General features: G+C 68.1%; 14 protein-coding genes and 1 tRNA gene. 7 read left to right on the forward strand and 8 right to left on the reverse strand.

All coding sequences use genetic code 11. The features are described from left to right. Positions 1–90: 90 nt before the first annotated feature. A complete protein-coding gene (gene ffh, locus ABI214_RS22925) occupies positions 91–1674 on the forward strand; it encodes a signal recognition particle protein (protein ID WP_348604737.1) in 1584 nt (527 codons plus the stop codon). Between the two features lie 6 nt (positions 1675–1680). Further along, positions 1681–2775 carry an amidohydrolase family protein gene (locus tag ABI214_RS22930; RefSeq protein WP_348604738.1) on the forward strand — a complete coding sequence of 365 codons (1095 nt, stop codon included), beginning with the start codon at positions 1681–1683 and terminating at the stop codon, positions 2773–2775. Between the two features lie 12 nt (positions 2776–2787). Here the strand turns inward: ABI214_RS22930 and ABI214_RS22935 are convergent, their stop codons facing one another. Continuing rightward, positions 2788–3780, reverse strand: coding sequence for an ester cyclase (locus ABI214_RS22935; RefSeq protein ID WP_348604739.1), 993 nt, complete (start codon positions 3778–3780; stop codon positions 2788–2790). Between the two features lie 208 nt (positions 3781–3988). On the opposite strand from ABI214_RS22935, the gene ABI214_RS22940 reads away from it, so the two are divergent. Together ABI214_RS22940 and yidC are read left to right on the forward strand one after the other, a co-directional pair. Further along, a complete protein-coding gene (locus ABI214_RS22940; RefSeq protein WP_348604740.1) occupies positions 3989–4312 on the forward strand; it encodes a DUF6412 domain-containing protein in 324 nt (107 codons plus the stop codon). 122 nt (positions 4313–4434) lie between these two features. Further along, positions 4435–5394: a membrane protein insertase YidC gene (gene yidC, locus ABI214_RS22945; RefSeq protein WP_348604741.1), complete on the forward strand. Its 960-nt coding sequence runs from the start codon at positions 4435–4437 to the stop codon at positions 5392–5394. A gap of 57 nt (positions 5395–5451) precedes the next feature. Here yidC and ABI214_RS22950 read toward each other — a convergent pair whose 3' ends face one another. The 3 genes from ABI214_RS22950 to ABI214_RS22960 all read right to left on the reverse strand — a co-directional run bounded on the left by ABI214_RS22950 (position 5452) and on the right by ABI214_RS22960 (position 7761). Continuing rightward, positions 5452–6159 (reverse strand): hypothetical protein, encoded by a 708-nt coding sequence (locus ABI214_RS22950; RefSeq protein WP_348604742.1) that lies wholly within the window; start codon positions 6157–6159, stop codon positions 5452–5454. A gap of 245 nt (positions 6160–6404) precedes the next feature. Continuing rightward, complete coding sequence (locus ABI214_RS22955) at positions 6405–7385, reverse strand: alpha/beta hydrolase (RefSeq protein ID WP_348604743.1); 981 nt, start codon at positions 7383–7385, stop codon at positions 6405–6407. 58 nt (positions 7386–7443) lie between these two features. After that, entirely contained in the window at positions 7444–7761 is a 318-nt protein-coding gene (locus ABI214_RS22960) for a putative quinol monooxygenase (protein ID WP_348604744.1), read from the reverse strand. A 144-nt stretch (positions 7762–7905) separates the two neighbouring features. Here ABI214_RS22960 and ABI214_RS22965 point away from each other — a divergent pair, with 144 nt between their 5' ends. Continuing rightward, positions 7906–8811 carry an AraC family transcriptional regulator gene (locus tag ABI214_RS22965; RefSeq protein WP_348604745.1) on the forward strand — a complete coding sequence of 302 codons (906 nt, stop codon included), beginning with the start codon at positions 7906–7908 and terminating at the stop codon, positions 8809–8811. Between the two features lie 153 nt (positions 8812–8964). Beyond that, positions 8965–9714 (forward strand): SDR family oxidoreductase, encoded by a 750-nt coding sequence (locus ABI214_RS22970; RefSeq protein ID WP_348604746.1) that lies wholly within the window; start codon positions 8965–8967, stop codon positions 9712–9714. Positions 9715–10374: 660 nt separating this feature from the next. On the opposite strand, the gene ABI214_RS22975 is transcribed toward ABI214_RS22970, so the two are convergent. Next, on the reverse strand, positions 10375–10719 hold the full coding sequence (locus tag ABI214_RS22975) for a hypothetical protein (protein WP_348604747.1): 345 nt from the start codon (positions 10717–10719) through the stop codon (positions 10375–10377). A 304-nt stretch (positions 10720–11023) separates the two neighbouring features. After that, the gene (locus ABI214_RS22980; protein ID WP_348604748.1) at positions 11024–11959 is read right to left on the reverse strand and encodes an aldo/keto reductase; all 936 of its coding nucleotides are present in this window, start codon (positions 11957–11959) and stop codon (positions 11024–11026) included. A 77-nt stretch (positions 11960–12036) separates the two neighbouring features. Here ABI214_RS22980 and ABI214_RS22985 point away from each other — a divergent pair, with 77 nt between their 5' ends. Next, a complete protein-coding gene (locus tag ABI214_RS22985; RefSeq protein ID WP_348604749.1) occupies positions 12037–12639 on the forward strand; it encodes a TetR family transcriptional regulator in 603 nt (200 codons plus the stop codon). 111 nt (positions 12640–12750) lie between these two features. On the opposite strand, the gene ABI214_RS22990 is transcribed toward ABI214_RS22985, so the two are convergent. Together ABI214_RS22990 and ABI214_RS22995 are read right to left on the reverse strand one after the other, a co-directional pair. Beyond that, positions 12751–12832 (reverse strand) — tRNA-Leu (locus ABI214_RS22990). A gap of 78 nt (positions 12833–12910) precedes the next feature. Continuing rightward, entirely contained in the window at positions 12911–13576 is a 666-nt protein-coding gene (locus ABI214_RS22995) for a hypothetical protein (protein WP_348604750.1), read from the reverse strand. Positions 13577–13740: the final 164 nt, after the last annotated feature.

Raw genomic sequence — 13740 nt, forward strand, 5'->3', positions numbered from 1 at the left:
CGCGCGGTATCACCCGATCGAACGGTTACCCTGGTCGGAGAATGTTCACGGCCCGCTACCAGGCCAGCACAGAGCTCAGGAGCGCACTCGGTGTTCGAATCCCTTTCCGACAGGTTGACCGGAGCCCTCAAGGACCTGCGTGGCAAGGGTCGACTCTCCGGAGCCGACATCGACGCCACCTGCCGCGAGATCCGTCTCGCGCTCCTCGAGGCCGACGTCGCGCTCCCCGTCGTCCGCACCTTCATCGCGAAGATCAAGGAGCGCGCGAAGGGCGCCGAGGTCTCGGCCGCGCTCAACCCGGCGCAGCAGGTCGTCAAGATCGTCAACGAGGAGCTCGTCGGCATCCTCGGTGGTGAGACCCGCCGCCTGCAGTTCGCGAAGACCCCGCCGACCGTGATCATGCTGGCCGGTCTGCAGGGTTCCGGTAAGACCACCCTCGCCGGCAAGCTCGCCAAGTGGCTGAAGGACCAGGGCCACACGCCGCTGCTCGTCGCGTGTGACCTCCAGCGTCCGGGCGCCGTCAGTCAGCTGCAGATCGTCGGTGAGCGCGCCGGCGCGGCCGTGTTCGCGCCGCACCCGGGCACGTCCATCGGCGGCGGCGAGAACCCGCTCGGTATCTCGGCGGCCGACCCGGTCGAGGTCGCCCGCGCCGGTGTCGACGAGGCCCGCACCAAGCAGTACGACGTGGTCATCGTCGACACCGCCGGCCGTCTCGGCATCGACGAGGAGCTGATGGCGCAGGCCGCGGGCATCCGCGACGCCGTCCAGCCCGACGAGACGATCTTCGTGCTCGACGCGATGATCGGTCAGGACGCGGTGCACACCGCGGAGGCGTTCAAGTCGGGTGTGGGCTTCACCGGTGTCGTGCTCACCAAGCTCGACGGCGACGCCCGCGGTGGTGCCGCGCTGAGCGTCCGTGAGATCACCGGCGAGCCGATCCTGTTCGCGTCCACCGGTGAGAAGCTCGAGGACTTCGACGTCTTCCACCCCGACCGCATGTCCAGCCGCATCCTCGGCATGGGCGACGTGCTCACCCTCATCGAGCAGGCCGAGCAGGTGTTCGACGCCCAGCAGGCCGAGGCCACGGCCGCGAAGATCGGCTCGGGCGAGCTGACCCTCGAGGACTTCCTCGAGCAGATGATGGCCGTGCGCAAGATGGGTCCGATCGGCAACCTCCTCGGCATGCTGCCGGGCGCCGGTCAGATGAAGGACGCGCTCGCCAACGTCGACGAGAAGCAGCTCGACCGGATCCAGGCGATCATCCGCGGCATGACGCCGGCCGAGCGCGAGAACCCGAAGATCATCAACGCGTCGCGCCGCCTGCGCATCGCGAACGGCTCGGGCGTCAAGGTCTCCGACGTGAACCAGCTCGTCGACCGCTTCTTCGAGGCCCGCAAGATGATGGCCGCGATGGCCGGCCGGATGGGCATGCCCGGCGCCCGCAAGCAGTTGCGGGGCAAGAAGGGCAAGAAGGGCAAGAAGGGCGGCAAGGGCCCGACGCAGCCGAAGATCAAGGGCGGTTTCCCCGGTGGTATGCCGGGCGGATTCCCCGGTATGCCGGGCGGCATGCCCGCCGGCTTCCCGGACCTGTCGAGCATGCCCAAGGGCCTCGACGAGCTGCCTCCGGGGCTCGAGGGCATCGACCTGTCGCAGCTCAAGCTCCCCAAGAAGTAGGTCGACGTGACCTCGTTCCACCTGCGGGGCACCGGTCTGCCCGACGAGCAGCCGTTCGAGCTGTGGATCGCGGACGGGAAGATCACCGACGAGCCGGTGCCGGGTGCGCAGACGCTGTGCACCGAGGGCTGGATCCTGCCCGGCCTCGTCGACGCCCACTGCCACATCGGTATCCGCTACGGCGGCGGCGCCGAGGACCTCGACGGGGCGCTGGCGCAGGCCCGCACCGAGCGGGACGCCGGCGTCCTGCTGGTGCGTGATGCCGGATCGCCCGTCGACACCCGCTCGCTCGACGACGTCGCGTGCCTGCCGCGGATCATCCGCGCCGGCCGGCACATCGCCGCGCCCAAGCGCTACATCCGCGGGCTGCCGGTGGATCTCGAGGACGAGTCGCAGCTGCCCGACGAGGTGGTGCGGCAGGCGCGCGCCGGCGACGGCTGGGTGAAGCTGGTGGGGGACTGGATCGATCGCGAGGTCGGCGATCTGGCACCGCTGTGGAGCGACGGCATCCTCGTCGAGGCGATCGAGGCCGCGCACCGCGAGGGCGCCCGCGTGACCGCGCACGTGTTCGGCGAGGACGCGCTGCCCGGGCTGATCGCCGCCGGGATCGACTGCATCGAGCACGGCACCGGCCTGACCGACACCACGATCGCGATGATGGCCGAGCGCGGCACCGCGCTGGTCCCGACGCTGATCAACATCGACAACTTCCCGGAGATCGCCGACGGCGCGACGCGGTTCCCGGTGTACGCCGCGCACATGCGCGACCTGTACGCGCGGGTGAACGACACGATCGGCGCCGCGCGTGATGCGGGCGTTCCCATCTACGCGGGCACCGACGCCGGCGGACACGTCCGGCACGGGCGGATCGCGGACGAGGTCGCCTCGCTCGGCAAGGTCGGCATGACGCCCACCGAGGCGCTCGGCGCGGCGTGCTGGAACGCCCAGCCCTGGCTCGGCGGCGGCGGGCTCGCGGCGGGCGCACCCGCGGATCTGATTGTCTACGAACAGGATCCGCGCACGGGCCCGCAGGTGCTCGCGGAGCCGTCGCTCGTCGTAGTCGGCGGCGAGGTCGTCGCGGCGCGGGGGTCGTTCGCCTGACCCGGTGCGGCGTCAGTCGCCGAGCTGCTTCATCAGCGACAGCAGGTTCGCGACACCCCAGTGCTCGACGATCCTGCCGTCGCGCACCCGCATCGCGTCGACGGTCTCGAACTCGACCGCCCGGCCGGTGGGCGCGATGCCCATGAACACGCCCCGGTGCGTGCCGCGGTAGGTCTTGTAGGTCGTCACCAGGGTGCCCTCCGCCGACTGCCAGTGGATCTCGGCGTGGAAGTCCGGGAACGCGGCGCGCAGCGACTGGTACAGCAGTCTCGTGCCGGCCTTGTCGGGCGTGGTGCCGGGTTGGGGTGTGTGGTCGACGTAGTCGTCGGCGAACAGTTCGTCGAACACCGCGAAGTCGCCGCCGCCCTGGACCTGCTCGGTGTTGCGGCGGACCACCGCCTTCGCGGCCTCGCCGTCGACGTCCGGGGTGTCACGCCGGATGGTCACGGCGGCAACGGGATTGACCGAGTGTCGGCCGTTCGACGCCGTCGCGCGGCGGGCGATGCTCGCGGCGAGGAGCGGGGTCTCGCGCCGGTTGTGGTCGCTGCACGCGGTGTGGCACGCCGCCGCGGCGTCCTCGAAGGTGATGCCGTGATGGTCGAGGAAGGCGAAGTAGTCCCCGGTGGGAATCACCGCGATCCGGTCGGTGACGGCGCAGCGGCCGTCGGCGGTGGGCTCGGCGCGCAGTTCCCAGATCACCTCGACCGTCGTCCGGCCCTCGGCGGCGACGGCCTCCGACGTCGAGACCAGTCGGCAATGGTGCGGTTCGGTGACCTCGCCGACGAAGTGGTGGATCATCAGGGCATCGCCGAAGGTCTCGACACCGATCGCGAGCGGTCGCCCGTCCGCGGCGGTGCCGACGCCGGTGGTGATGTGGTCCGGGGGACAGCACCTCCGGTACTCGGTCTCCGACAGCGAGAACAACCACTCGCCGATGTCGACCCTGTCGGCGGCCACGTCGACGACGTGGGTGTGGGTCGAGTCCGAGAGAACACGTGTGGACACCGTCGTCCCCCTGCCTGCCGCGGAACCGGGGTCACGGCGGGGAGTGGCCGCGACACTTTCGAACGCTAGCCGGACGAACCGACCGGCCGTTCGCGAGTCGCAGGAATGGTTGCAGCATCGACACCGGGCGGACGGCTCGCGCGCGCCTCCACCGGGGCCGCGTCGGCTCGCTTCGGCGGCCTGCGTCGGTTTCGGTACGCTGCCTGTCATGGCACGGATCTGGTCGACACTCGCGGGGAAGCTGAACGTCGTTCAGCTCACGTGGGTAGCCGTGCTGACTTTGGTGATTGCGACCACTTCCGCCGGCGACGGTCCGGCTGCGATCGCCGGCACCGCGGTCGCGATCGCGGTGATCTTGGCTGTCGGCGGGGGCGGTTCGCTGTCCCAGCTGCACCTGCTGACGGCACCTGCTGTCGGGCCGCCCCGCGAGGAGCGGCATCTGCGCGGCGCCTTCCGCCGGCAGAGCGCCCCGAATACTCCCGGCCGTCCCCGTCGACCCCGAGCGCCCGGACAGGTGCTGACCACCGCATAGCTCCTCGCTGTGCGGTGCGCCCGTCACCCCTGTCCTCCTGCGCCGTACTCGCCGAGAGCCTCGGCGCATTCACCATCCGCACGACGCCGCGTCGCGTCGCATCGTGCAGCGAAGAGGTGCTCATGCTCGATTTCATCTACTACCCGGTGTCCGCGATCCTGTGGTTCTGGCACAAGGCGTTCGGCTCGATACTCGGTCCGGACAGCGGCTTCGCCTGGGCGCTGGCCGTGGTGTTCCTGGTGTTCACCCTGCGCCTGCTGCTGCTCGGGCCGGCGATCCGGCAGATACGTACGAGCCTCCAGATGCGGGAACTGCAACCGCAGATCAAGGCCCTGCAGAAGAAGTACGGCGACGACCGCCAACGCATGACGCTGGAGATGCAGAAGCTGCAGAAGGAACACGGCTTCAACCCGTTGATGGGCTGCCTGCCGGTCCTGGTGCAGACGCCGGTGTTCATCGGGCTCTACCACGTTCTGCGCTCGTTCAACCGGACCGGAACCGGTTACGGCGGCCTCGGGATGTCGATCGAGGACAACGCGCACACCGCGAATTACGTCTTCAGCGCGGCCGATGTGCAGTCGTTCCTCAGCGCGCGATTGTTCGGTGCGCCGATCTCGGCGGCGATCAACACCCCGGAGAGCACGCTGGCGTCGTTCGCGTCCCATGGCGGTGTCCCGACGGTCGCCACGATCGCGGCCGTGGCGATTCCGTTGATGGTGATCGCCGCCGTCGCCACGCACTTCAACGCACGTGCATCGGTGGCACGGCAGAGTCCGGAAGCGGCAGCGGGCCCGCAGGCGGCGTTGATGAACAAGCTCATGCTCTGGGTCTTTCCGTTGGGTGTCCTCGTCGGCGGACCGGCCTTGATGATCGCGATCCTGCTGTACTGGGTGAGCAACAACGTCTGGACGTACGTGCAGCAACACGTCGTGTTCGCCCGGATCGACCGGGAAGTGGCCGCCAAGCAACGCGAACTCGCGCAGCAGCGGCAAGCCCACGCGCCCAGGCCCGGTGCCCGGCCCACGGTGAACCAGAAGACGCCCCCGCGGAAACAGAACCGCAAGACGGCGAACCGGCGCTGACCTGCCGCCCTCACGGACCGGCCCGAGCCGACGCCGTCGGCGGTGTCTCGGTGCGGCTCAGGCCGGGTCGTGGACGGGTGAGGGAATCTTGGTGGAGCGGAAGGCGTCGCCGCTGCGGGTGGGGCGCCAGAGCCGCCAGTGTTTCGCGGACAGCCGGAGCGGGAGATGGTCCTGCAGATGACGAGCGCCGGGGGACAGGCGGTCGTCGGCGGGCAGGTTCAGCCACAGGGACATCGAGGATGCGGCGGTGCCGATGGTCGCGCGCACGCCGGAGCCGCCCAGAAGCCGGCCGTATCCGTCCACGGCGAAGCGACCGAACGCCTCGGGGGTGATGTCGGGGTACGGGGCACGGGCGTCCGGGTCGAGGAGGCGAACGCGCATGCTGCAAGTCAGCGCGGCAAGCGAACGCCCGTGGCTGGTGACCGCGTCGGGGCCGACGGCGACGAGCGCCTCGAGCGCGTCGTTCACGGATTTGGGTGCGACGTTCCATTCCGTGTGGGTTCGCGCACGGTGGCGGGGCCCGCCGAAGCGCTCGGTGGCGAGCGCCACCAGATGCTCCGTCGCTGCGGGCGGTCCACCGGTGGCGACCTCGAACACCCACGACGCCGACGACACCGGTTCGGTGCAGGCCTCGACGAAGGTCTGCACGCGCTGGAATGCCTTGTCGGGCTGCTTGACTCGAAGCGAGTGTGCACCGCCCGCGGACCCGGGCAGTCCGTCGTAGGTCACCAACTGTGGGGACGTGATGTCCGGTGTCCGCGCCATCCGCCCATCGTAGGGAAGGATGGCGGTATGCCGCTCCCGGACCCATGGAACCACGACACTCTGGACTGGCGAATCCCCTTGGTCGACAGCACTTCCGGGGAGGTGGACGGCCCCGGGTTCGACCCGCCCACGCCGTGGACGCGCGCGCTGGCCGCCGGCGCGAGGGGGCTGGGTGGACCCACACGGAGATGTCGTTATCGGCCCTATCGGCGCACTGTGCGAAAACATCGATCGGTGGGTCTGATTCAGCGTGTCTGCGATGCGCAGGAGTCCGGAGGCAGGTGTCGGGCGAGCCAGTCGGTGCGGGTTCGCCGGGCCGTGGCCGAGATCTGTGCCTGCGGATACAGGGTGTCGAAGCCGTGGAAGCCGCCCGCCCAGACCTGGAGTTCGGCCTGGCCGCCGGCCGCCCAGATGCGGGTGGCGTAATCGATGTCCTCATCGCGGAAGACCTCGGCGGAGCCGGTGTCGATGTAGGTGGTCGGCAGGCCCGAAAGGTCGTCGGCGAGCGCGGGCGAGATGTACTGGGACACTTCGTCGGTGGTGAGGTCGCCGAGAACGGCGCGCCATCCGAACTCGTTCATCTCGCGGGTCCAGACGCCGGGCGCGCCGGAGTACTGGTGGCTGGACGTGCTGGTGTTGCGGTGATCGAGCATGGGGCAGACCAGGATCTGCGCAGCGATCGCCGGGCTACCGAGGTCGCGGGCCAGCAGCGTGACACCCGCCGCGAGGCCGCCACCCGCGCTGACGCCCGCGACGACGATCCGCGCGGGATCGATGCCCAGTTCGGTGGCGTGTTCGGTGATCCAGCGCAGTCCCTGGTAGCAGTCGTCGACGAGGGTGCTGCCGGTGGCCTCGGGTGCCAGCCGGTAGTCCACCGAGACCACAACCGCGCCGAACTCGTCGAGCCAGTCCAGGGGGATGTCGATCTGCGAGAAGCGGTCGCCCATCACCATTCCGCCGCCGTGCATCCAGTAGACGCAGGGAGCGGGGGTGGTGTGGTCGGTGTTCGCGGGGCTGAAGACGGACAGCCGAATCGGTGCGCCGTCCCCGGCGGGCACCGTGATCTCGTGCCAGTCCACCTGCCGGTCGGCGAGAAGGGACTCGACGGGCGTCGAGGGAAGCCGGCGCAGCTCGGCGAGAACTTCGTGGCTGAGCCGGGACATCAGCGGCATGTCGGCCAGGAGTTCGCGCAGTTCGGGGTCCAGTGCGGGTCGTGCCATGGTCATGGTCGTGGGCCTTTTCTCGGGTGCGTCGGACGGTCGGACGAGGGGGCCTTGGCCGTTGTCAGAACGCGGCCTTGCCGCGAACCGGGACGTAATCGGTGTACTCGGACTCCTTGGCCAGCAGTGCGCCGATCCGGGCCACGATGGCCTGTGCGGCCTCGCCGGCGAAGATGCGGTGGTGGTCCTCCTCGCTGGTCCAGCCCTCGGTGACGTGCACGATGTCGCGGTCGGACGCGGAACGCGAGACGAGGTAGACGACACAGTGTTCGCTCGCGCCGGGGCTTCCCTCGTTCAGTCCGGTCAGCAGCAGGTCGACCAGTCGGTCACCCGAGCCAGGCTTGGCGGTCAGGGTGGCGTTGAAACCGTAGTTGGCGATCATGGGTGTATTCCTGTCCGGTGTTGGAATGGGGTGATTCCATTGAACCGGCCTGACCTGCGAAAATGATAGGCCGATACTCGCTCGCACTTGCACAATCCTCTCTGGTTCGGGAGTCGGGGCCCCTTTTGGTGCTGCAATGGAGGTATGTACCTCGAGGAGCTCCGCACCTTGCTGGCCCGGCATGCCCGCCCCGACTGGACCACGGCCATCGACGGCGTCTTGATCTCGCAGGTCGATCGTTCGGATCCGCCCGCACCCTCGATGTCCGGCACGGTGCTCGCAGTCATCGCCCAGGGAGCCAAACGTCTCGCGCTCGGCGACCGGGTCTACGAGTACGGCGCCGGGCAGTACCTGGTCGCATCCGTCGACCTGCCCGTCACCGGGCAGTTCACCCAAGCCGACCCGGAGCACCCGGCGCTGGGGTTCGGTCTCACGCTGGAACCGTCCGCGGTCGCCGAATTGCTGCTGCAGGCCGGTCCTGGAGACATCCCCCGCGACGGCGGAGGTGCGCCGTCGGGGATCGCCGTCAGTGACGCCCCGCCCGCACTCCTCGACGCGGTCGTCCGGCTGCTGCGCCTGCTCGACGAACCTCGCGACCGCGCCGCGCTCGCCCCGCTCGTCAAACGAGAGATTCTGTGGCGCTTGATCACAGGGGAGCAGGGCGCGACGGTGCGCCAGCTCGGCCTCGCCGACAGCGGCCTCACCCACGTCTCCCGTGCCGTCCGCTGGATCCGCGAGAACTACGCGCAGCCTTTCCGGGTCGAGGACGTGGCCCGTCTGTCCGGCATGAGCGTCTCCGCCTTCTACCGAAACTTCCAGGCGGTGACGGCGATGAGCCCCATCCAGTTCCAGAAGCAGATCCGGCTCCAGGAGGCCCGGCTGCTGCTCGCCACCCACCCGGGCGACGTCACCGGAGTCGGCCGCCGCGTCGGCTACGACAACCCATCGCAGTTCAGCCGCGAGTACCGCCGCCAGTTCGGCGCACCTCCGAGCCGGGACGCGGCCCGCCTGCGCGACACCGCCCTCACCCCCGCGCGCGTGCTGGTCTGACCGGGAGCCGGGGGAGGATCGTGCAAGAAGAGGCGACGATAGTTCTACTATTCGCGCTGGTCAAAGCGATTCAATGGGAATGTCAGCAGTTCCGCCGGAGCAGGAAGATGTCGTTCCGATCCGCGGATCCCACCGCATCGTAAGGACCGCAACATGAAGACAGTTCTGATCACCGGTGCCTCGTCCGGATACGGGCGGGCGACCGCTCGCTACTTCCACTCGCAGGGGTGGAACGTCATCGCCACGATGCGCACCCGGCGTGCGGACGTCCTGCCCGAGTCGGACCGGCTCCGCGTCGTCGAGCTCGACGTCACCGAGCCCGAGACCATCGCCGCCGCGGTCGAGACGGCCGGATCCATCGACGTCCTGGTGAACAACGCCGGCGTCCCGTCGATCGGCGTGTTCGAGGGCACGCCCATGTCCCGAGTGCGGGAAGTGTTCGAGACCAACACGTTCGGCGTGATGGCGACGACGCAGGCGGTGCTGCCGCAGTTCCGCGAGCGTGGCTCCGGCGTGGTGGTCAACGTGACCTCCAGCGTGGTGCTCGGACACATGCCGCTCTCGGCGGTCTACAAGGCGAGCAAGATGGCCATCGAGGGGTTCACCGCATCCCTGGCGCTCGAGCTCGCGCCCTTCGGTGTTCGGGCGAAGACGGTCGAGCCGGGAGCCTGCCTGACGACCAACTTCGCAGCCCGGGCGACGGACGGCGGGTCGGTGGACGATCTGGTTCCGGCGCCGTATGCGCCGTGGGCCAAGAGGATCATGGACGACTTCACGAGCCAAGAGCTCTACACCGAGGAGAGCGACGTCGCCGAGACGATCTGGCGGGCCGTGCACGACACGACCGGCCAGCTGCGATTCCCGGCCGGCGCCGACGCGGTCTCGCTCGCCCAGGCGAAGTGATCGAACAGCGGGCAATGTGACGCCACACTGGTCCGACGGTCGGCCGGACCCCAACGAGGCCACGATCTCCTTTGAGTTCGTGGCCTCGTGCGTCGCGGTTCGTCGAACTGCTCTCTGTGCGCGGTCCGCATTGCCTGGTCACAGAGAGTCTCCGACTCGTCGATTCAGAACATTTCCTCAGCCGCTTCCAGAGCGTTGACGACACGGTCGCAATGGTGTCGGCACACGAGCATCACCGGCCACGCGGCCGTTTCGCGGGAGTCGATCGATCAGTGGTGTTGCGATCACCGCATGAACCCACGAATCATTCAACAGGACCGTGGCGATCGAGAAGATGGGCAAGAAGGAGGCAAGCCGCAATCGAGAGCATCAACGGCCACGACAGTGTCCAATTGGCCGGCGCGTCGGAGAAGACGGTGTAGAACGAGACGCCCAGGAGGATGCATGAGAGAACGCCGAGAACCCAGCGAAGGGCTAGGCGCGACTTCCTGAGGTTCATAACTGTTCCTCGTCCGGTCATACCTGGAGTCAACCACTTCCACGGGCTGTCCTGTTGACGACCGGCGTGCGGGACAGGCCGTCTCGTTCGCTCGGCCCAAACGAGGAAGGCCCCCCATGCAGTCATGGAGCCTTCCTCGGAGGATGTCGGGTAGTCGTTGCCTATGAGCCGGGGATCATTCCCGGGTAGATGAAGACGCCGGTCGCAGGTGTTGAAGCGATGGACCCAAAGATGCCCATGTTGAAGGGAGAATTGAGCTTGTGTGGGTTTCCTGCTGGATCGGCCTGCCAGCACGAGGTGTCGACGCGGTAGCCGGTGCACACGATCCTGGTGGTTCTCCCGTACGGGGAGATGACGCGGGTCATGCCGATTGCGGGATTCCAGAACTCGGGCTGATCGGGCATCAGCACGAGGTTCGTGACGTCCACCGGGGTACCGATACCGCCCAGACCAGGATCGACTGGCCAGGCATCCTGGGCGTTGGCGACGCCGGAGCCGAGTGCCATGAGTCCGATGGCCAATGCGCCGGCTCGGACGAAGAGTGAGCGCTTCATTCAGATCTACCCCCTCTGCAAAAGAAGCGGACGGTCCGTATATCCGTTGCGAGGGTCCGGCGTTACTGGCGGAGGCCGGCCGGGAGGCGTCTTCTCCACGTGTGTCCGCGAACGTGCTCGAACTTCGCTGTATCGACAACCGGCCACCAACAGTCCGGGTTATCCGTCCAGCTTGCTGGTCCTGCGAATGTTCCCTATCCAGAAACCTTTACGGCCTGGCCGGGCCATGGGCGATCGGTCGTGCAGGCCGTTTTCGCTACATACGGCCGCCGATCCCGCCATTGGGGGCGATGCGGTCGATCGCGGCCAGATCCTCGTCGGTAAGTACCAGATCGGCAGCTGCGATGTTCTGCTCGACCCGAGACGGGTTGCGGGAGCCCGGGATCGGGACGATGTAGTCCTGGCGAGCCAGGAGCCATGCCAACGACAACTGGGCAAGGGTGGCACCCTTGCCGCGGGCGAGTTTGGTGAGTTCGTCGACGATCGCGACATTGGCTCCGAAGTTCTCCGGCGCCCACCACGGGATGTGCTGGCGGAAGTCATTGGCGTCGTAGTACTCCCGGAAGGCGACCGCGCCGCTGAGGAATCCGCGGGCCAGCGGTGAGTAGGCGACGAATCCGATGCCGAGTTCCTCGAGGACGGGGAAGAGGGATTCGACCTCTCGCGCGAAGATCGAATACTCGGTCTGCAACACCGAGATCGGGTGCACCGCGTGCGCGGCGCGGATGGTGGCTTCGTCGGCTTCGGACAGCCCCAGATACTTGACCTTGCCGGCGTCGACGAATTCCTTCATGGTGCCGATCACGTCCTCGATGGGCACGGCCGGGTCGGGACGGTGCTGGTAGAGCACGTCGATCGTGTCGACGCCGAGATTGCGCAGGCTCGTGTCGACGACCTCGCGGATGTGCTCGGGGCGAGAGTCGAATCCGAATGAGCGGGTGAAGCCGAACTTCGTGGCGATGACGACGTCGTCGCGTACCGGTGCCAACGCTCGGCCGAGCAGCTTCTCACCCTCTCCCCAGCCGTACATCTCGGCGGTGTCGAACATCGTCACGCCGAGATCGTGTGCCTTGCCGATGGCGGCGATCGACTCAGTCTCGTCGGCCGGGCCGTAGCCCATGGCTGTGCCCATCGCGCCGTATCCCAGGGCGGAGACCGTCAGACCTTGCTTACCGAGCGTGCGCTTGTCCATGGGTTCCCTTTCGGCGGAGTGGCATACTCAGACCAATCTGTCAGAGACTGACAACTTTGTCCATGTACGCTGCTCACGTGGAAAGTTCCTCGACACCGATCTCGGGCTTGCGCGACATCACGCGAGAGGCCGTGCGCACCCGCATCTCCGAGGTCGCGGTCGACCTGTTCGCCGAGCGCGGCTTCGACTCGGTCACCGTCGAGCAGATCGCCGCCGCGGTCGGTATCTCCGCCCGAAGCTTCCACCGTTACTTCCCGGCCAAAGAAGACGCGGTCATTGGCGACCTGACTCGCTGGGGCGAGTTCGTCCGAGACGCCTTCGTCTCACGGCCGGCCGATGAACCGGCCCTGGTCTCGTTGCGGATCTCCTTAGAATCCCTGCTGTCTCAACCAGGTGGCGACGAGCAACGCAGCAAGCGGACGATGCGCGTGCTCACCAGCACGCCGTCCCTCCGTGCCCGGAATCTCGAGAAGCACCTGGCGTGGGCGAACCTGCTCGTCCCGGTCGTCCGGGAGCGTCTGGCCGGTGGCTATGCGGAGCTACGAGCGCAGACACTCGTGCAGGTCGCTCTCGCCTGCTTCGACATCGCTCTGACCACCTGGGCTGAGTCCGAGGGCACGGACGCAGTCGAACTCCTGCGCCGATCCTTCGACGCACTCGCCGCCGCGCAAGAGTTATAGGTTCGCCCGCAGGCACGCACCTCGATCCACAACATGGCAACGAAAAAACGAGGTCACGATCTCCTTCGAGTTCGTGACCTCGTTCGTCGCAGTTCGTCGAACTGCTCTCTGTGCGCGAGGGGGGACTTGAACCCCCACGTCCTGAGACACTGGAACCTAAATCCAGCGCGTCTGCCAATTCCGCCACTCGCGCGAGCGCCCAACAGCCTACGCCACCGGCGGCCGGTCCCGATTCGCAGGATCGGCCGTCGGGGCGTTCGGGTCGATTCTGCTACGCGGACAACGGCTTCGGTGCTCGATCGCGGGTCCGGTGGTATCGCCAGATCGCACCGAGCAGCGCGGCCGGGTCGATGCCGGCGCCGTCGGCTGTCGCGGCGAGCAGGTCGAGGGCCTCCGCCTCCGTCGGGGACGACTCGTCGGTGCCGAGGGCTTCGGCCACGAACTGGTGCACCGCATCGAGCGCTGTGGGTCCGATCAATCCCAGCCGCAGCACGAACGTCTCCCACGTGGTCGCGCCGAGTCCGGGTATGGCCGCGATCGCCTCCCACGCGGCGCGGCCGTCGCCGACCCGGTTGCTGCCACGGATCCCCGCCTCGGCGAGCGCCGCCGCGGCCCGGGCCGCGGCCTCCGCCTTGGTGGTGTAGTTGCCGGGCACACGCTGGCGGTTGCCGAGGATCTCGGCGAGCCGGTCGGGTGCGTCGGCGAAGGCGGCGAGTGTGGTCAGGTCGTCGAGTTCCGCGTCGCGGTGTGCGCGCCAGTTCCCGATCACGCGTCGGACGCCGGATGTCGGTGTGCCGTAGGTGGCTCGGGCCGAGAAGACGGCGTCGAGCAGGGCGGCCTCCGTCTCGCCGGGCCACCCCGGCGGCCAGTGGGATCGATCGTGCGGCAGGACGTCGTCGACGAACGCGGTGAGTGCGCGGACCTCCGGTGTGCTCATGGTTCCCCCCCAAGATGTTCGGTTGTCGTGTGCTCGGGGCGGCACGCTAATCGGCGCCTCCGACAACGCCTTCGCGCCCGGACCGCACGTCGAGGCCCCGCCGTCAAGAGGGTCACGAATTGATAACAATCAACGTGAGGGTTTCCTCAGGTTTGTGGACGTCC

Source organism: Prescottella soli (assembly GCF_040024445.1).
Classification (GTDB): Bacteria; Actinomycetota; Actinomycetes; order Mycobacteriales; family Mycobacteriaceae; genus Prescottella; species Prescottella soli.